Here is a 19,131-nt window from a genome sequence, read left to right on the forward strand (position 1 = left end):
CGCAGTTATTTATTACCGAGCCGAACGAAGTCTACTTGACAACCTGCGCTTCATAATCTTTTGACGCCTTCCTTACCCCTTTATTCTTCAGCATCTGGCCTATCCCACCCGCTATACTGATAGACGCTTCAATCTCTGCTTTCCGAATAGCCACACTTTCGATATTGAAGCCAAAGGGAATGGAGCGCTCCATACAATATGTGGTAAGTTCTGAGGCAATATCAAGACATATCTTTACCGATTTTTCAAGAATATCGTCCGATTTTTTGAGGTCTTCCTTCAATTCATCCGGTACGTGAATTCCCAGCCATTCCATAAAATGGAGCGTTTTTGTCGATCCACAGGCGGTAATCGTAAAGATAATTGTCGGGGGGGAGATATTCTTTCCTTTACAATTGAGCACAAGGTCTTCAATAACCTGCTTCGCGTAATCAAGATTGAAAATACATTGTGAAATAAAGTAAGATACTCCACAACTCATTTTATCCAGTATCCTGACGTCCTCATCGTTTAGTAGGTTATGTCGTTCAGGGATGGTTACGGCACCGATAACGGATGTATCCTGATGCTTACTCCAGATCTTGTAAGCTTCTGGAAGGCTAGTTTTTACAGGAAAATCTGGCGCAGGTATGCCGACAAAAACCGGATAGAAATTCTGTTTGTGTAGTTCTTCCAGCCAATCGGATAACTCTAGGGGAGAAAATTTTCCGGCAGGACGGTAAATTATTTTCGGGATATTTAAAGAGCCCAGATAGTTGGAAGCAAAATCGAGCGGATCAAGCGCATTTAAAAATGGAAAAGGTCTTTCTTCTTTTGTTCGCGCTGCCTCATCCTGGACGTCATACACTACAAGAGCATCGATATCTAAGGTAGTCAGTCGCTCAATTGTTTTTTGAGCAATCTCAGCAACGCGCTCAGGTGGAGTACCGACTTTAGGTGGAGTGATGCCGTAAAGCAACACCCCTGATTCTGCAGATTTGATCTTTTCTAAAAACATAAATAGTACTTAAACCAGGAGTTCAGGGAATGATCTTCTTTATTTCTTTGCCTTCGGATGCGCTTGATCGTAGGTTTTCTTAAGTTGCTCAAGACTGGTATGCGTATAAATCTGGGTGGCGGCCAGGCTGCTATGTCCTAGTAGATCTTTAATGGCATTCAAATCAGCGCCCCGATTGAGGAGATGGGTGGCAAACGAGTGACGTAATACGTGTGGGCTTTTCTTTTCAAGCGTGGTTACGAGGGCAAGGTTTTTCTTTACAATACGCTGAATCATAACCGGATACGCGGGAACACCTTTATCACTGACGATTAAAATAGTTTGGTCGGCCTGACCCGAGAATTCCGTTTCTTTTAGCTGATTGTATTGCTGAATAAGCTCAAATAAGGGCTGTGTTAAGGGAATGAGCCGGTGTTTATTGCGCTTCCCTAACACCATAATGGTTTTGTCGTAGAGATTCACATCGACGGTTTTCAGGCCGGTTAACTCACTCAATCGAATACCCGTGCCGTAGAGTAATTCAAGCACCAGTTTGTCTCGGATACCCTCGAACGTATCAGGAAATTCGATGTCGTTGAGCAGCATCTCCATTGGCTTTTCTTCCACATACTGCGGTAGCCGTTTGCTAGCCTTCAGCGCCTGAATTTTCGTCATCGGGTCAAGCTCAATTACCTTCCGACGAACCAGGAAACTATAGAAACTTCGTAAGGTGGCAATCTTCCGGTTCACCGACGATTTATCCAAATCAGCCTCGACCAGACTCACAATCCACGACCGAATGTGCCGAAAATCAGCGCGTTCAGGCTGATCAACGTTGCATTCTGTGGCCAGAAACAAGGTGAATTGCTCCAGGTCATTCGCATAAGCCGTAAGCGTATGGTGGCTCAGCCGTTTTTCGTAACGAATGTGCTGGAGGAAGTCAGAACCGGGATTCATCTGATTTGTGGATTCATCTGATTTTGTTCAACAAACATACCGACTTTGTGATTATGATTTAGAAGACCCTAAATCTGATTAGCGAAACTATAAATTCCGTTAATAATCTACGCGCTAATCCTGAAGCAAAATCAGTGAAATCATAAAATCTGCTAAATCCCGGTCATAAAAAAGCAGCAAACATCCCTGCTTGCTGCTCCTATGCCCTGGTTGGCGGTTATTATCGCTGACTGCGCATTCAGCAAATTATTTCCAGCCAACTACGCACCACCGGCGGATTAAAATCCTATTGCTCGGTGTGGTTGCCGTACATTCTTTCTTTGTACGTGGCCTTAATAATCTCTGTGCGACGCTTTACCGACGGTTTTTGGAAAGCCGTCCGCGACCGCAACTGCCGTAACACACCCGTCTTCTCAAACTTCTTTTTGAAGCGTTTCAGGGCCTTGTCAATCGACTCGTTGTCTTTTACGTTAATGATAAGCATTGTTAAATATTGTGTTTTAGCTAAAAACCGGGTGGCAAAGGTAATAAATTTGCAATTATGAAACAAGCCATTATTGACTTAGGCACCAACACGTTCCATCTCTTCATCGCTGAAATAGAAGGCAATACACCTAAAATACTATTCCGTGAAAGTCTCCCAGCCAAAATTGGGCAGGCCGGTATCAATCAGGGAATTATCACCGAAGAAGGAATTGGACGTGCATTGGGCGTGCTGTCCTACTTTCGACAGGTGCTCGATCAGCATAATATACCCCCTGAGAAGGTGGTAGCTCTTGGCACCAGCGCCATTCGGGTAGCTCGAAACCAACAGGAGTTTATCGACCGCGTTCGACAGGAAACGGGCATTCAAATTCGAGTTATTTCAGGCGATCAGGAAGCGACCTACATTTACCAGGGTATTCGGGCGGCTGGAGCACTCGATGAGTCAACGGCTCTGGTGATCGATATCGGTGGAGGCAGCGTCGAGTTTATTCTGGGCAATCAATCGCGAATTTTCTGGAAACAGAGTTTCGAAATTGGTGGACAACGGCTCCGTGAACGATTCATGACGACTGACCCAATAAACTCTGTCAGTATTCGACGACTGCATGATTATTTCCAGGAACAACTGCTGCCGCTGGCCAATGCCATTCATCAGTACCAACCGTCCATATTAGTTGGCTCGTCGGGTTCATTCGATACACTGGTTGATATGTGGTACATGCACGAACGAGGCCACTTACCCGACCCCAATCAAGCTACATTCACACTACCCATCAATGAGTTTTATCGTGCTTACGAAGTACTCATCACGAAGAATCACGCGGAACGAATGGAAATTCCGGGCATGATTGAACTTCGGGTTGATATGATCGTAGTCGCTGTTTGTTTGATCGATTATGTGCTAAGAACTTATGGTATTACACAAATCAGAACCTCCACCTATTCACTAAAAGAAGGCGTTTTTGCTTCGTTGGTTGACTAATGGATAATAGATCATTTGGGAGTAGCTTGAGATAGGTATGTTTTGACTCAAATGAGCTTTTTATTATTCATTATCCATTCTGCATTATTCATTCTACAGTAGATGAAAGCTGAAACCAACGATCGCTCGTCTTATCGGAATCTTATTTTTACTGCGCTCCTCATTGCGTTTGTAGGGATAGCCTTCGCCTTCCCAGGATTGTTCCTTACTATTGGCGACTTTCCACTGAAGAAGCTCATTGTTCCTTTACTACAAATCATCATGCTTGGCATGGGCACTACCATGTCAATTAAAGATTTCGAAGGTGTTATTCAGCAACCTCGTGCCGTGTTTATCGGTGTAGCGTGTCACTTTCTCATTATGCCATTATTGGGCTTCACGCTCGCTAATACCTTTAGCTTTCCACCCGAAATTGCAGCTGGTGTGGTGCTTATTGGCTGCTCGCCTAGTGGGTTAGCATCAAACGTAATGTGCTTCATTGCCAAAGCCAATGTGCCTTTATCCATTACAGTCACGACATTATCAACGCTGTTAGCGCCGTTTCTGATGCCCGCCCTGATGAAACTCCTGGCTGGGCAATTCATCGAGATTTCGTTCCTGAAAATGATGGTCGAGATTATGCAGATCGTTATTGCACCAATTATAGTTGGGCTGATTTTGAATCGCATTTTTCGCAAATCGGCGATGATGCTGAATCGCGTGATGCCGCTGATGTCGATGGGTGGTATAATACTTATTGTTGCCATCATTGCAGCCGCCGGACGCGACAGTCTGTTAACGGTGGGTTGGACACTCGTCCTCTGTGTATTAATTCATAACCTCACCGGTTTTATGCTGGGTTACTGGTCGGCGCGTTTATTTGGTATGGATGAACAAAGCTGCCGAACTATCGCGATCGAGGTAGGTCTGCAAAATGGCGGATTAGCATCAGGTATTGCTGTACAAATGGGCAAAGTAGCTACGGTAGGTCTCGCTCCTGCTCTCTTTGGTCCTATCATGAACACAAATGGCTCCTTGTTGGCCACTTATTGGAGTCAGCATCCGCCCAAAGAAGTGGCTTTGAATGAAACAACCCATCAGCCCCTAAATACGCAGGATGCCTGAGAAAACAGACAGGAAACTAGTCTAATTAGCCTGCTAACTCTCAGTAGGCTAATTTTTTACAAACAAAGTTGCATATACAACTTCTCTTTCTAATCTTTATGCCATGAACGCCGAAACCTATTGCATTGCAGGCCGATTGCGAATGCTGGCACGGATTATAACCGGACGCTATAACGACGCTTTTACGCATGAAGGCGTTACGTTCGCGCAGGCGGGTTTGCTCATGCACATCTTCGCGCAACCGGGTGTACGACAGGCTGAGCTGTCGAAACGATTGCAGATCGAAAAGTCGGCGATGAGTCGGGATGTGCAGTTATTACAAAAAAAAGGCTGGCTGACCGATAATCTGCGTAGTGGTCTGTTTTTAACCGAAGAAGGAAGGTTGCTGGCCAAACGCTGCCATAAAATCTGGAAAGTTCTGAATCACCAAGTTCACGAAGAACTGGACTCGGATGCTGTTCAAGGGCTTTCTATTTTCTCTGCTAAAGTAATTTCCTTGCAAAAGAATTAAGCATGACAACTGAACTCTTATCCCAAATCTGGCAAATGAGCCAAACCTCCGCGCAGGGTCCAATTCGTAAGCTAACCATCGATAATTATCGCAATCGGCTAACACCAGAGACGGCTTCAGCAGGTTTCATTGCTTTGCACACAGCTGAGTCGATGCACCGGATGGCCAAGATACTTTTCGGGCGCGAAATCAGTATCCCAATTCAGGCCAGTGGTGGGGTTTCAGATCAAGGTCAACCGCTTGATTTAGTGTCGATTCAGCAAACAGTAACTGATAGTTACGCCATGATTGCCGATCATATTCAGCAGACTAGCGACGATCAATGGACTGAAATCATCCTCTCCCCTTTCGGTGAAGTCCCACGCATGCAGGTACTGGTTTTTCTGATGCATCATAATTCCTACCACGCCGGACAAATTGCCCAGGCGATCAAAAAGGGGAAGGAATTTTCTCTGATTAGCTAAAATGAGACCGGCTTTTCTACAAACCAATCGTAAGGAGTCAGCCAAATCCTGGTTGTTTCGGACAGGGTTGAACTGGTATCCGATGTATTTCGGGACCGGCGGTAAAATTTTGTTCTGGTCGAGCGATTGGCGGGAAGTGCATGTGCGGTTGCGCCAAAACATCTGGACCTATAACTACGTCGGTACCATATTTGGTGGCAGCATGTTCTCCGCCACCGATCCGTTTTATATGGTTATGCTCTTGCGCATTCTGGGGCATCAATACGTTGTCTGGGATAAATCGGCTAGTATTCGATTTCGCAAACCCGGTCGCCAAACGCTCTATGCGCGCTTTGAAATCACGGATGAACAACTTGAAATCATTCGGGCAGAAGTAGCGGCTAACGGTCAGACGGACCATGTTTTCAAAATTCAGTGGCTTGATAAACAATCCGTTGTGCATGCTGAACTCGAACGGTTATGCTACATCGCCGATAAGCAACATTACGAGCAACGTAAACAGGATAAGCAACAATCACGATTTCAGCGGTAATATGACTACAGAGCAAAACGAAACTCAACGCACACGGACCTACTCGTGGGAAGATCAAACTATTGGTGCCAAAGTGGGAGCCACACTGTCGGGTATCGAGTATTTAAAGGGAATGATGGATGGGTTATATCCTGCACCAGCCATTGCCAATACGCTTGATATGAGACTTGAATCCGTTGAAGAAGGTAAAGCCATTTTCTCGATTGTCCCGCAGGAATTTCATTACAATCCAATCGGTGCCGTTCATGGGGGTGTTTTCTGTACCATGCTCGATTCGGCCTTGGCCTGTGCTATCCACTCGACCTTGCCCATTGGAACCGGCTATACAACCCTTGAGCTAAAAGTGAACTTCATCCGTCCGCTAACGATCAAAACAGGCAAAGTACTGGCTATTGGCACACTCGTACACCCAGGCCGATCGGTAGCAACCGCCGAAGGTAGAATCGTGGATGAGCAAGGCAAACTCTACGCCCATGCCACAACAACCTGCATGCTGTTTCCGTCGAAATAATCGTACAGAACTTATGATAGAACATCACCTGCCTGTTCAGCGCACTGCCCGCTATTATACGATTGGCGAGTTAACCGCTGAGACAAAAAATATCTGGTTCTGCTTACACGGTTTTGGCCAGCTGGCGCAGTATTTCGGTCGTAAGTTCACTGATTTGGACGACGACCAAACGTTGATCGTGGTACCGGAGGGCTTGTCTCGGTCATATACAGATGGTAACTACCAGCGGATTGGTGCCTCGTGGATGACTCGGGAAGATCGCGACCACGAAATCAGCGATTATGTTCTGTACCTAAATTCACTTTACGACCTAATTATGGATGGTTACCAGCCAACACGAGCGGGTTTGCACATTACGGTATTAGGATTTTCGCAGGGTGCCGCTACGGCTTGCCGATGGCTGGAGGATGGTCACGTTCATGTCGACCGACTCATCTTGTGGGCTGGTTATCTGCCTCATGGCGTAGCTGACCTGATTAGCCCGGCTACGCTCGATACTACCGAAACACATTATGTATATGGTCGTCAGGATGAGTATCTATTGGAACTGAAGGATATAAACGGCTATTTGAACCGATTGCAAACCGATGTACCTACGCTAAAAATCACCGCTTTTGATGGTACTCATCGTGTTGAACCAGAGGTATTAAAAATGTTACTGGCCACTCCGCAAACGATTCCGTAGCCGTTGCCAGAATGACAGTTTTTTGTAGCCTCCAACAACAATTACTTCGCCTAGAAGCTTTTGATCCTCATTTAGCGCAATTGAGAGTGGCTCAGACTGATCGGGGCGACGTTGTATTTCCTGCGTTGTGAACCCAATCATTGCCACCACTATCACAATCTGTTCACCCTGATATTCGGTTGGGACTTGTAGTTGGAAGTGCCCCGCGGAATCGGTAAGAACTTCTGTTGATGTTCCTTTAAGACTAACATTTACACCCGCAAGACTTGTGTTGGTTGTATTCTCAATAACTCTTCCGGTAATTATCCGCAACGAGTCTGCCAATGTAGTCTCGTTATTGGCTGGCAATTCAGTTGTGCTCGTGACGTTTTGATCGATTTGTATAGTGGATGGAGTTGTAAGTGCGGGAGGAGTTTCGGCCTGAACCGTTTGATAGCCTAATAACCCCGCTGTCAGCAAACTAAAAAAACGTCTGGGTGAAGGAGATGCTGGGACAGGAACCTGTATCGCTCTGTTAAGCTGATTGAGTCGAAAACGACCGCAGGTCGAACCTGTAGACTGAGCTAATAAATCAATAAGTTGTTTATCGGTCAAGTCGGAGAAATCCACTACCGTTTTCTGACAATGGGCACAAAACCGGCCCAGTTCTGTGGATGTCATTTCTTGCCAACTCTGTTGACAAGGCGTATCGACTGCGAGTTGAATTCGTTCCGTTGCCATAACCATGTCCTTATTGTGTGTTCTTTACCAGGCCACCCGATTTACTCAACGTGTATTTAGTAAAATTACTACCTAGATCATTTAGTCCGACATAAAGCAAAAAGGCACGCTCGGTCATTTCCTCTACGTCGAAATGTGAACTATAAGCAGCACCTCCTATCTTGAAGTAGTACGATTTCCCTTGTTCAAACGTAACAAAAATCGGTTTTCGTTTTAAGGTAGTCAACTGGTTGTCATTATCAGAATAGGTCGCTTCCCTGATGATTCCCAAACTATCTGCATCTGTTTCGATCAGGACGTAGCCATTGTTTTTTATTTTAATAGGTTTGTCAGGATTGAGTGTTGTCAAAAATTGAAGGGGCCCTAAACTCTGTAATCCATTTCGGACAAGGTAAATTTTAGCTGGTGCTAACTGAGCCTGACCAAGAAAAGTCACCAGGCAAAATAGACAAATGAAAGCGGTAGTTTTCATGGATAATCGATTGGTTTTATGCCATCTGGAAAGTATAAAAAAAGCTTATTGGAGCACCCAGGCTACAGCTTTATCCACGGCAGTTGCCGAATAGTAGGTTTCATCAGGCTGAACCTGCTGTCCATAAAGCGTTTTAGTGCGATCAGCTAATGTCCCCTGTGTTAAATTCAGGATCGCCCCATCACTAAGAACCATGCTAGAATTGGTTGTAGACAGGCCGCAGGTAGATGTGCCGAAGCTGCGGGTATTACTACGATTTTTAAAGGAAATCGTTATCGCTTCTCCCGAACTAGCTGTAGCTCGGTCTGTCAGTACGGCTACTTTAGGATTAGACTTGCGCAATGTATAGGGTGTTTCTACTGAAACCTGTTGCGTTTGGTCTATGATAGAAGCTCCTTTCTGATAGGCCCAGGAGGTGGCATTTCCGTCTGGATCAATGAAATAGCCAGCCACACCTTCACCCAAAATAGGCCCTATACCAGCCAGCATGGGCCACATGTTGCCACCCGTATTTCCCCGCAAGTCGACAATCCAGCCACGAATCGAATCGGTATCTGCCTGCTTTATACTTGCCTGAATGGATTCGGCAAAAACGGTTGCAGCAGTACCACTGCCCGAAAACCCACTAACCTTCACATAGCCAATTTTTGGATTAGCAGGCACGGGAGTTGGTGCACCATCTGAACAGCTTATCGATCTGGTTCCATATAACAAGGTCCCCGTAGCCGTTGTATAAGAGCTGTGATTATCGCCCAATAGCGTTAACGCTAATTGAATTGCGGGATACGTATCGGCAATTGATTGGGCACCTTGTAGTTTAGCATTTACCTGCTGTGTAAACGAAGACCAATCGATGGTTTTCCGGTTGATAGAATATTTCTGCATCTCCCCCACGATTTTGTCTACATAGGCCTGTGCTGTTGCCGACGTAGTACCAGGTTCCTGCTCTTTCTGGCAAGAAACCAAGCAACCCAACAATAGGAAGGCTGCTACATAGAACATGTTGATTTTGACAGTAGTCATCGGTCAAATACAGCTATGGTTGATTCTGATGGGGAGCAAGAATGTTTTACGTTAATTGACAGCCAGCACTACGTCGTCAAAATAAACCGTACCTGTGGTTTTGGGTAGATAAGCCAGAAGTACATACACGTGAGTCGTTGTGGCGGGGAGCGCAGTCCAGGTTAGCGTGTACTCCTTGAAATCATTGGTTCCTGTAATAGACATTACCCCCTCCGTTGATGTGTAGAATGTGGAGTTAACTTTAGTAATTTGGCCAGAAGCATTTGCAATAGCCTGATTACCGCCCATAGCTATCGAAATTCCATTGCCCTGAATACCGCTGGTCTTAATTTTTGCTTTCAGTGTTAGCTTAGCTCCTGCCGGAATGGGCCTATCCGTCAGTTTAAAAAATTGCTGCATGTACTGATAGGTCGTGTCATTCTTCACCGCGTCGGAGCTAACCTTTATTGAGTGAGCAGGAGATGAAGCGGCTTCTGTCGTGTACTCAACGACGTATTTGTTTGGGTTCGTCGTCGAATTTTTTCCCAGATAAGAACCCCAGTCGTTATAGGGCGATGCTTCCATATCCCCATTCGTAAGAACATTGGCAATTGTCTGCGGTTGAGCGTCTTCCTTTTTGCAGGAGTTAAAAAGTAATGGAAGGGCAACTAGTGCGAATAAGGACCGTAGAATTTTCATGATGGTGTTTATATAAGCCTTGACTGATCAATGACAAATAAAACACCATCAAGCTACTTATGTTATTAAATGAATATTAATTTGTATTTATAGGCCAAAAAGTACAAATGGTGACTCATCCTTGTTTCCGATAAATCGTTGTAGGAGCTGCCTGTGCACCCGCCAGAATCGTCATATCGGCAATGGTAACGTGAGCCGGAGCGGTTACAGCAAAGACAATTGTATCGGCGATATCTTCGGCCGTGAGGGGTGTAAATCCGGCATACACCTTAGCTGCCCGCTCAGCATCACCTTTGAAACGCACTACCGAAAATTCCGTTTCAACCGCACCTGGAGCAATATTCGTCACTTTAATACCATGCTGGGTCAAATCCAATCGCATGCCTGTGCTAATGGCTTCAACGGCGGCTTTACTGGCGCAGTACACAGCTCCGTTTGCGTAGGTTTCTTTACCCGCAACTGAGCTTAAGTTTACGATATGACCGCGTTGACGCGCAACCATACCCGGCATAATTGCTTTCGAGACGTAGAGTAGCCCCTGCACATTTCCGTCAATCATCAGATCCCAATCGTCAGGCTCCCCATCCTGAATGGGCGACATACCATAAGCATTCCCGGCACTATTCACCAGTATATCAATCGCCTGCCATTCCTCAGGTAGCGTACGAATGGCATCGTCGACTTCCAGCCAGTTACGTACATCGAATGTAAGGGTCGTAACCGCCGTTTGTTGGCTCAGGCGTTCCTGTAATTCGTCTAAACGCTCCTGCCGACGGCCACAAAGAATCAACCGAAAATCGAGGTCAGCAAAAGCTTCGGCGGTGGCACGGCCAATGCCAGATGTGGCGCCGGTAATAAGTGCAATACGAGACATAGTAAGGATAAGAAAGTTGATGCTGCAAAGATAAACCGGCTGCCGAACGTTTATCGTTCGTATGTACCAATTCTATGGCTCCATTCAAGCTAAAACTAATTGCCAATATATAATCGCCTATTTAGCAGATACTTATTAGCAAATACTAGCCGACCAAATAACCCTAATTCAATTTTGGTTAGGTTTTTGTAATGCGTTGGATAGGCCTGTAACCCTATAAACAAACGAATTGTCAGATCGACCTGTACCGCTCTGGCAACAGTTGTTTTGTACGAATTATAACGGCTTAGCTTATATACTCTATTTCTCATTACCCGTTTTTATGCTACCTGAATTCTCGGTTGTGATCCCAACGTATCAGCAACCGGCCTTACTTCTTAAATGTCTCGATGCGTTAGGGCGTCAACGGCTCCAGCGTAATCAGTTCGAAATTATTGTGGTGGACGAGGGCAACTCGCCCGAGACTGAAATGGCCGTTCAGCTTTTTGCAAAACAGGTGGCCCGCGACGGTGGCCCGCTCGAAGTACGCTATCTCAGACAACCTGAGCGACGCGGTCTGGCAGCTGCCCGAAATCGGGGTTGGCGGGCAGCTCGTGGGCACATTATTGCCTTTACAGACGACGATTGCCTACCCGAAACCGAATGGCTAGCATCGGCACTGCCCTATTTTCAGCGCGGAGCGCAGGTAATGAGTGGACACTTACGTGTTTACTTACCGAATCAACCTACTTCTCTCGACAGAACAGCCACGATTTTAAAAAGAGCCGAGTTTATGTCGGCCAACTGCTTTTGTCGAAAGTCAAGCCTAGAGCGCGTGGGTGGTTTCGAAGAAGCGTTTGACACAGCCTGGCGCGAAGACAGCGATCTACAATTCAAATTCATTCGGGCGGGTATTCCGATTGGGAAATGTACCGAAGCCGTAGTTGTGCACCACATTCGACCGTGTCCGTGGTATGGCTTGTTACGCGATGAGCGAAACAACAGTTACGATGCATTGCTCTATAAACGACATCCCAATTTGTTTCGGGAACGAATCCCGTCTTTCCGGCGGCAGGTGCTCCAGTATTATATCTCGGTTATCAGCATTGGCATGGGTTTAGCAGGGCTGGTAATGGGTCATGGAGCTATGGCCATGATTGGTCTGAGTATTTGGGCCATCCTGTCGGCAGACTTAATTATACGGCATTTACCCCCAGATCCCCTGACGGGGGCAACGATTAAACACGTCGTAATAACAGCTCTGGCCACCCCATTTCTATCCGTGTACTGGCGGCTTTATGGAGCATTTAAATATAGGGTGCTTTACTTGTAAGCATGGAGCATGGGGCCTGGAGCATAGAAAACTCTTACGCATAGCCCTGCTCCATGCCCCTTGCACCCTGCATCATCGCTTATTTTCTCCATTACAAGGCTGTTTATAAGGAACCATTAACGATTCGATTGTATTTTTGATAGATAAAGACAGTGTTACTCAGCTGTCTTTATTAGTTCATGGATCATTTGCATCAGTCGTTCAGTGTTCGGTTCACATACACTGTTTTCTTTACCAGTCAGCTTTTCAAGAAGGCCAACTCACTGCTATCCGATTTTTTCAGACAGCAGTCTACCAACGATGTCCAGAAAAAGCTTCTCTTCGTCATTGATTCAGGGGTTATTGATGCCCATCCTGATCTTCAATCTGACATTAGTACCTATTTCGCCCAACATACTGACATTGTTGAATTTATCCCTGACTTACTGATTATTCCCGGTGGCGAAACAGCCAAGAATGAGCCAGTTTTTGTGGAGAAAATTGTGGATGCTGTGGATAAGTATGGCATTGATCGGCATTCATACATAGTGGCCATTGGCGGTGGATCAATCCTGGATTTAGTTGGCTATGCGGCTGCTATTTCGCATCGGGGTATTCGTCATGTCCGCATTCCAACAACTGTATTGTCGCAAAATGATTCGGGCGTGGGCGTAAAGAACGGCGTCAACTATCGGGGAAAGAAAAACTTCTTGGGTACGTTTGTTCCTCCCGTAGCAGTTTTTAATGATAGTGCTTTCCTGGCGACGCTCGATGACCGGGACTGGCGGTCCGGAATTGCAGAAGCGGTTAAAGTAGCCCTTATCAAAGACGCTAGCTTTTTCAACTGGATCGAAGCCAATGCGCAGGCGTTAGCAACGCGCGATTCGGTGGCAATGGATTACCTGATCCACCGCTGTGCCCAGATGCACCTGGACCATATTTCTGGCGGTGATCCCTTCGAAATGGGCTCTTCACGCCCGTTAGATTTTGGGCACTGGAGCGCGCATAAGCTCGAACAATTGACCAATTTTGAACTTCGGCATGGCGAGGCTGTTGCTATTGGAATTGCTATGGATAGCCTGTATTCGCATCAACTCGGCTGGCTTACCGAACCTGACACAAACCGTATTCTGGCTACGTTACGAACGCTTGGTTTCTCGCTCTATCAACCTATGCTTGACGCCAACGACAGCACTGGTGTATTGAAAGGCCTCGCCGAATTTCGTGAACATTTAGGTGGGCAGCTTACCATTATGCTATTGGAAGCTATTGGAAAAGGCGTTGAAGTACATGAAATGAATCCAGATCTCATTCGGCAGGCGATTGCTACGCTTAAAGCGCAGGAACAACAGGCACAACTCGTATGAACAACCTTGCTCTTGGCCATCTTGGCTATTGCACCAATATCCATGCGGGCGAAACGTGGACCGATCACTTTGCGGCTTTGCAACAGGCCATTCCCGAACTAAAGCAGCGGCTGTCGCCAGATGAGCCTTTTGGTATCGGTTTGCGCCTGTCTAACATAGCCAGTGAAGAACTGGAATTGCCAGAAAACCTAATAGCCTTTCAGCGCTGGCTAGCCAGTAACGACTGCTACGTGTTCACGATGAATGGCTTTCCGTTTGGCGGATTTCACCATACTGTTGTTAAAGATCAGGTGCACACACCTGACTGGACAACTGAAGCGCGGGTGGAATACACGAAACGGCTATTTCGGATTTTATCCGTTCTACTGCCGGTTAATGAATTAGGTAACGCGATTCAGGGAGGAGTTTCAACCTCACCCCTCTCCTATCGTCTCTGGTTTGAGTGGAGTCAACCTGCTGCCCGCGATTATATTTTTTCGCAAACGACTCAAAACGTGCTCGAAGTGGTGGCTGATCTGATGCGGCTACGGCAACAGACAGACCGGTTGATGCATCTTGATCTGGAACCTGAACCCGACGGCTTACTAGAAACAACCGATGAGTTCATTGCCTGGTTTACAGACTACTTGCTCCCGATGGGCATAGAGCAAATCAGTGAACAGTTTGGGCTGACCGACGAGCAGGCCGAAAACGCAATCTGCGAACACGTTCGACTGTGTTACGATGTGTGTCATTTTGCGATTGGTTACGAAGAACCAGCCGAAGTACTCGCCAAATTGAAAGAATATGGACTGCGCGTTGGTAAAGTACAGATCAGTGCCGCACTGAAAGCTGAGTTTCCAGACGATCCTGAAGGGCGCGAAACTGTAAAGCAGGCATTTGCCCAGTTCAATGAACCTACGTATCTACATCAGGTAGTAGCACGTACACGATCGGGAGACTTGTTACGTTTTGCAGATCTGCCCGATGCACTAGCCGCCTTCGACGACAACCATGTGGAATGGCGTGCCCATTTCCATGTCCCGATATTTATTTCCGAATACGGTGTGCTCAAATCGACACAAGACGATATTCTTGCCATTCGTAAGTTACAGGCCACCAGCAAATTTACGAATCAGATGGAGGTAGAAACCTATACCTGGGATGTTTTGCCAACGGATTTAAAGAAAGACATAGTTGATTCGATTGAACGCGAAATGAAGTGGGTTTTAAAAAATTAACCAACTTAACCGCTAAGGGCGCGAAGGTTTCGCAAAGAGCGCAAAAATAATTGCTTAGCGTTCTTTGCGTTAGCCTTTGCGCTCTTTGCGGTTAAACTAAACCTCTTTTTATGAAAAAAACTGTCGTCATTGATGTTGTTGGCCTGTCGTATTCGCTGATTGGCGAACACACGCCCTTTCTTAAACAATGGTTTGCCAATAAACACCAGGCTACCATCGATCCTATGCTTCCGGCACTAACCACATCGGTGCAGTCTACCTATGTGACCGGGAAGTGGCCGAGCGAAACGGGCATTGTTGGCAATGGCTGGTATGATCGTACCGATTCGGAAGTGAAGTTCTGGAAGCAGTCGAACAAGCTGGTTGCAGGTGAAAAAATCTGGGAACGCGCAAAAAAACTGGACCCAAATTTCACCGTTTCCAAGATGTTCTGGTGGTACAATATGTATTCTACTGCCGATTTTTCTGCCACACCTAGACCCCAATACCCGTCAGATGGTCTGAAAATTCCCGATTGCTATACTCATCCTGGTGATCTTCGCGATAGACTTCAGAAAGAGCTTGGTACGTTCCCGTTGTTCCAGTTCTGGGGGCCTGCTACAACGATCAAATCGTCGCGCTGGATTGCCGATGCGTCTATGCTTGTCGATAAGTGGCATAACCCAACGCTGACGCTTATTTACCTGCCGCATCTGGATTATTGTCTGCAAAAGTTGGGGCAGGATTTTTCGAAAATTGCGAATGACCTGCGCGAGATCGACGACGTTTGCCGTGATCTGATCCAGTATTATGAACAGCAAAACGCCGAAGTAATCGTACTATCAGAATACGGGATTACGAACGTGAGCAAGCCGATTCACATCAACCGAATTCTACGCGAAGCGGGTATGATCCGGTATCGGGAAGAGCGCGGTCTGGAAATGTTCGATGGTGGAGCCTCCCCCGCTTTCGCCACACCCGATCACCAGATTGCTCATGTGTATATCAACGACCCGTCGGTTTTCGATAAGGTTCGATCATTGTTGGAGAAGACGCCGGGAATTGAACTGGTTCTGGATAAAGAGCAACAGAAGAAATACCACATCGACCACGAACGCTCTGGCGACCTTGTTGTGGTAGCTGACGCTGAAAGCTGGTTTACATACTACTATTGGCTCGATGATGCCCGCGCTCCGGATTATGCCCGGTTGGTAGCTATTCACCAAAAGCCCGGCTACGACCCAGTAGAGATGTTTATGGATCAGACTAATCCACTCATCAAACTCAAAGCAGGCTATAAACTAGGTCGCAAGTTATTGGGCTTCCGCTATCTGATGAATGTAATTTCGTTGGATGCTACACTCGTCAAGGGATCACACGGACGCATTGGCACTGCCCCCGAACACCATCCAGTATTTGTCAGTAGCAAAAATGTAGGTAAGTCCCTGTCGGCCATTGATGTATATGATCGAATTTGGGATGCACTATCGGTTGAATCAGTCGAAAAACAGATGAAGTGAGTTCTTGGTTATTAGGTCGAAAGCCAGTAATTTACCTGTATGAAAGCCTTCTACGCCCTTCTCCTGCTTGTTTCTGCTTGTGTATCGAACCGGCCATCGGCAATTAATGCCCCAGCCGATGGTGCTGAATACTATCAGCCTTATCAGCCATTGGCGGCTGTGCAGCCACGTCTTTATCCTGATCCACAAGGGGGGCTCGGCCACTCACAAGACCCCGATATCCGGGTAACTGATATTAAATTGACAGCCAGCTACACGGTTTTATACCTAACATTTGGCAAAGATCGAAACGGACGAGACAACAATTATTTCGGCACTAGTAGCATATCATTTAATCCAAAAGCGGTGCTGGCTTCGTCGGATGGGAAAAAGACCTATGCCCTCATTAAAACAGAAGGCATTCCCATGACACCCGAGTCCCGCGAGATCAAGAATGATGAGAAAGTTCCTTTCATTCTTTACTTCGAGCGGTTGGATAAGGGGGTTGAATCTTTCGATTTATTTGAGTGTAAAAGTGATAATCAAAATTCCTGCTTTAATGTAGCCGGAATGAATATCCACAACCCAATTAGCTCAACAGCTGCTCAGAACTAACGTCGAGGCTATATTTTCCTTCAAGATCGGGTTAGCTTATTCAAACTAACCCGATTTTCTATTTATAAGGATCGCATTCAAAAAAATACATTTCCCGCCAGCGTTTTCTACGCATTGTTCGTCTATGACTTTACAGCCAGTCAGGAAAAGAGATTGTCTTTGGTAACAACTTAAAGCATTATGAAAACAATTCTCCATTTTTTAGATGCGTTTGTAATCAGTGTATTCATCGGCTGATTGAGTTTGTAGTCGCAGCTAATCCACAAAGCAGTTGTCGGATTGGGCAGTATACGTCTAGGGATTCAGGTTGCCAGTAATTCATACTCAACGGTTCTTTCAACTTGACAGAACGCCCATTAACTGATATTCTCAAAGATTGCCGCCGGGGTAGGGAGGCTGCGATGCAAGCGTTTTATGAACGCTTCTACAGCTATGCCCTGTCTGTATGTCTGGCTTATGCCAGCGATCGCGAAGACGCCCGTGAAATGCTCAATGATGGTTTTCTGAAAGCATTTCGACATATGGATGAACTCAAAAATGAAGCAGTTGTCGTACCGTGGCTACGGCGAATTATGGTCAATACCGCTATTGACTATTACCGCCGAAACCGGAAGCGGGCCCTGGAAACGTCAACTGAATCTGTTGAGTATAGCCTTGAAGAACCATACCTGAATGACGAAGCTATTTTTGCACAACTTTCGGTGGAGCATATTCTGACTGTGTTGCATCAATTACCCGTTCCATACCGTATGGTTTTCAGCTTGTATGTACTGGAAGGTTATGCACACCGCGAAATTGCTGACCAACTCGGCATCGCCGAAAGTACATCGCGTGCGCACCTATCTGAAGCAAACCGATTATTACGACAAGCCCTGACCTCCCAACTTCCCACTAATCATGAGCGAGCAAGTCGATAAACCACTCCATGACTGGGTACGTCAGTCAATGGATACCTATCGCCCCGACTATAATCCGACCGATTGGGTGCAACTGCAGCGTACCCTACGTCGCCGTCGGTGGAAGCGCCGGGGAGCCTGGGGAGGTGTGGGGCTATTGTTGCTGGGCTTCCTCAGTTGGTTTGCCGTTCGTCAACAGGACGATAAAGTGGTGTACGCAAATAGGCTGATTAGCAAGATAGAATCTACAGATCATACTGATTCTATAAAGAAGACTAATTCACCAATATCCGGTCGCTTACTGAACAATCTGGGTAAGTCTAAACCATTGTCAATAGTATCGGAGGCTAACCCATTTCGTTCAGTTCAGGCAACTGAGCCAGCCGCAATATCCTCACTTGCTTTACTATCTATTCGTAATGAGCTACAGCTCTTGCCAACCTATCTAACCGAACAACTTCAGCAATCTCAACGTGTTGCGTTTAGCCCAGAAGAAACGACTATAAAGCAACAAATGCTAACCGGCGATTTTGGTTCGGATTCAACCTCTTACCAAACATTGGCTCGCAATCTACGCTCGTGGCCCGATGCGGTAATCATCTGCGACCTTACTACAAGCATGTATCCTTACAGTACACAATTGTTTGCCTGGTTCAGAAAAAATGCACGTAATCCAACTATTAAAGGCATAGTATTTTTTACAGATTGCGATAGCCTGGGTCAACAAACCCGAGCCGGTGGACCAGCAGGTCGCATGTTTGTCACTAGCGACCTTAACTTAGCAAATGCCTTACCGATTATGGTGGATGCTGCCCGCAATACGCTTCATAATGACGATGATGCCGAAAATGATGTAGAAGCACTACTGGTTGCTCAGCAAACATTCCCAGAAGCGAAACATCTAATTCTGATGGCCGACAACATCAGCACCGTTAAAGATATGGCATTGCTCAATAAGCTTCATAAGCCTGTTCATGTCGTGCTTTGCGGAACCACAGGCAGCGACACAACATTGGCCTTTCAGTCTGATTATTATACCATTGCCAGTCATACTCAAGGAAGCTTACATACCCTGGAAGATGATCTCATTCCCAGCACTCTATCTAGAGAAACTACACTTCGAGTTGGCTCAACGTATTATCGGTACCTACCTCGCAAAAAACGATTCAAACCAACTCCGTTTGATCATCGACCAAGACACTTTCTAAAGTTAATCTGGCTATAAATCGTATAAGAGCCTCATTATAGTCAATTAGGTACTTATCTTTTTCTGTTCATATACGTACCGA

22 protein-coding genes are annotated in these 19,131 nt (G+C 46.2%); 14 read left to right on the forward strand and 8 right to left on the reverse strand.

Going from position 1 to position 19,131, the window contains the following annotated elements:
- Positions 1-31: 31 nt before the first annotated feature.
- From GO755_RS39465 to rpsU, 3 genes are all read right to left on the reverse strand, one after another.
- Positions 32-997 (reverse strand): methylenetetrahydrofolate reductase, encoded by a 966-nt coding sequence (locus GO755_RS39465; protein WP_157590958.1) that lies wholly within the window; start codon positions 995-997, stop codon positions 32-34.
- Between the two features lie 39 nt (positions 998-1,036).
- The gene (locus GO755_RS39470; RefSeq protein WP_157590959.1) at positions 1,037-1,933 is read right to left on the reverse strand and encodes a tyrosine-type recombinase/integrase; all 897 of its coding nucleotides are present in this window, start codon (positions 1,931-1,933) and stop codon (positions 1,037-1,039) included.
- A gap of 286 nt (positions 1,934-2,219) precedes the next feature.
- Entirely contained in the window at positions 2,220-2,417 is a 198-nt protein-coding gene (gene rpsU / locus GO755_RS39475; protein ID WP_093830837.1) for a 30S ribosomal protein S21, read from the reverse strand.
- 57 nt (positions 2,418-2,474) lie between these two features.
- Here rpsU and GO755_RS39480 point away from each other — a divergent pair, with 57 nt between their 5' ends.
- The 7 genes from GO755_RS39480 to GO755_RS39510 all read left to right on the forward strand — a co-directional run bounded on the left by GO755_RS39480 (position 2,475) and on the right by GO755_RS39510 (position 7,208).
- Positions 2,475-3,401, forward strand: coding sequence for a Ppx/GppA phosphatase family protein (locus GO755_RS39480; RefSeq protein WP_157590960.1), 927 nt, complete (start codon positions 2,475-2,477; stop codon positions 3,399-3,401).
- A gap of 102 nt (positions 3,402-3,503) precedes the next feature.
- A complete protein-coding gene (locus GO755_RS39485) occupies positions 3,504-4,505 on the forward strand; it encodes a bile acid:sodium symporter family protein (protein ID WP_157590961.1) in 1,002 nt (333 codons plus the stop codon).
- Between the two features lie 103 nt (positions 4,506-4,608).
- Entirely contained in the window at positions 4,609-5,016 is a 408-nt protein-coding gene (locus GO755_RS39490; protein ID WP_157590962.1) for a MarR family winged helix-turn-helix transcriptional regulator, read from the forward strand.
- A gap of 2 nt (positions 5,017-5,018) precedes the next feature.
- Positions 5,019-5,480 carry a DinB family protein gene (locus GO755_RS39495; RefSeq protein ID WP_157590963.1) on the forward strand — a complete coding sequence of 154 codons (462 nt, stop codon included), beginning with the start codon at positions 5,019-5,021 and terminating at the stop codon, positions 5,478-5,480.
- Between the two features lies 1 nt (position 5,481).
- Positions 5,482-6,012, forward strand: coding sequence for a DUF4442 domain-containing protein (locus tag GO755_RS39500; RefSeq protein ID WP_157590964.1), 531 nt, complete (start codon positions 5,482-5,484; stop codon positions 6,010-6,012).
- A gap of 1 nt (position 6,013) precedes the next feature.
- Entirely contained in the window at positions 6,014-6,523 is a 510-nt protein-coding gene (locus tag GO755_RS39505; protein ID WP_157590965.1) for a PaaI family thioesterase, read from the forward strand.
- 13 nt (positions 6,524-6,536) lie between these two features.
- Positions 6,537-7,208, forward strand: coding sequence for an alpha/beta hydrolase (locus GO755_RS39510; RefSeq protein ID WP_227687280.1), 672 nt, complete (start codon positions 6,537-6,539; stop codon positions 7,206-7,208).
- Here the strand turns inward: GO755_RS39510 and GO755_RS39515 are convergent.
- From GO755_RS39515 to GO755_RS39535, 5 genes are all read right to left on the reverse strand, one after another.
- Positions 7,179-7,928: a carboxypeptidase-like regulatory domain-containing protein gene (locus GO755_RS39515; protein ID WP_157590967.1), complete on the reverse strand. Its 750-nt coding sequence runs from the start codon at positions 7,926-7,928 to the stop codon at positions 7,179-7,181. The two genes, GO755_RS39510 and GO755_RS39515, sit on opposite strands and share 30 nt — an antisense overlap.
- 10 nt (positions 7,929-7,938) lie before the next feature.
- On the reverse strand, positions 7,939-8,400 hold the full coding sequence (locus GO755_RS39520; protein ID WP_157590968.1) for a hypothetical protein: 462 nt from the start codon (positions 8,398-8,400) through the stop codon (positions 7,939-7,941).
- 45 nt (positions 8,401-8,445) lie between these two features.
- Positions 8,446-9,423, reverse strand: coding sequence for a S41 family peptidase (locus tag GO755_RS39525; RefSeq protein ID WP_198175064.1), 978 nt, complete (start codon positions 9,421-9,423; stop codon positions 8,446-8,448).
- 51 nt (positions 9,424-9,474) lie between these two features.
- Entirely contained in the window at positions 9,475-10,101 is a 627-nt protein-coding gene (locus GO755_RS39530) for a hypothetical protein (RefSeq protein WP_157590969.1), read from the reverse strand.
- Positions 10,102-10,216: 115 nt separating this feature from the next.
- Positions 10,217-10,975 carry an SDR family NAD(P)-dependent oxidoreductase gene (locus GO755_RS39535; protein WP_157590970.1) on the reverse strand — a complete coding sequence of 253 codons (759 nt, stop codon included), beginning with the start codon at positions 10,973-10,975 and terminating at the stop codon, positions 10,217-10,219.
- Positions 10,976-11,297: 322 nt separating this feature from the next.
- On the opposite strand from GO755_RS39535, the gene GO755_RS39540 reads away from it, so the two are divergent.
- From GO755_RS39540 to GO755_RS39570, 7 genes are all read left to right on the forward strand, one after another.
- On the forward strand, positions 11,298-12,287 hold the full coding sequence (locus tag GO755_RS39540; RefSeq protein WP_157590971.1) for a glycosyltransferase family 2 protein: 990 nt from the start codon (positions 11,298-11,300) through the stop codon (positions 12,285-12,287).
- A gap of 179 nt (positions 12,288-12,466) precedes the next feature.
- The gene (locus GO755_RS39545; protein ID WP_157590972.1) at positions 12,467-13,633 is read left to right on the forward strand and encodes a 3-dehydroquinate synthase; all 1,167 of its coding nucleotides are present in this window, start codon (positions 12,467-12,469) and stop codon (positions 13,631-13,633) included.
- Complete coding sequence (eboE, locus tag GO755_RS39550; RefSeq protein ID WP_157590973.1) at positions 13,630-14,853, forward strand: metabolite traffic protein EboE; 1,224 nt, start codon at positions 13,630-13,632, stop codon at positions 14,851-14,853. Before GO755_RS39545 ends, eboE begins: the two co-directional genes overlap by 4 nt.
- 110 nt (positions 14,854-14,963) lie before the next feature.
- Positions 14,964-16,352, forward strand: a complete 1,389-nt coding sequence (locus tag GO755_RS39555; RefSeq protein ID WP_157590974.1) for an alkaline phosphatase family protein — start codon at positions 14,964-14,966, stop codon at positions 16,350-16,352.
- 39 nt (positions 16,353-16,391) lie between these two features.
- Positions 16,392-16,946, forward strand: a complete 555-nt coding sequence (locus GO755_RS39560; RefSeq protein ID WP_157590975.1) for a hypothetical protein — start codon at positions 16,392-16,394, stop codon at positions 16,944-16,946.
- A gap of 341 nt (positions 16,947-17,287) precedes the next feature.
- Positions 17,288-17,863, forward strand: coding sequence for an RNA polymerase sigma factor (locus GO755_RS39565; RefSeq protein WP_157590976.1), 576 nt, complete (start codon positions 17,288-17,290; stop codon positions 17,861-17,863).
- Entirely contained in the window at positions 17,844-19,067 is a 1,224-nt protein-coding gene (locus GO755_RS39570) for a hypothetical protein (RefSeq protein ID WP_157590977.1), read from the forward strand. Before GO755_RS39565 ends, GO755_RS39570 begins: the two co-directional genes overlap by 20 nt.
- Positions 19,068-19,131 lie beyond the last annotated feature (64 nt).

The sequence above is a fragment of the Spirosoma arboris genome (assembly GCF_009754945.1).
GTDB classification, from domain to species: Bacteria; Bacteroidota; Bacteroidia; order Cytophagales; family Spirosomataceae; genus Spirosoma; species Spirosoma arboris.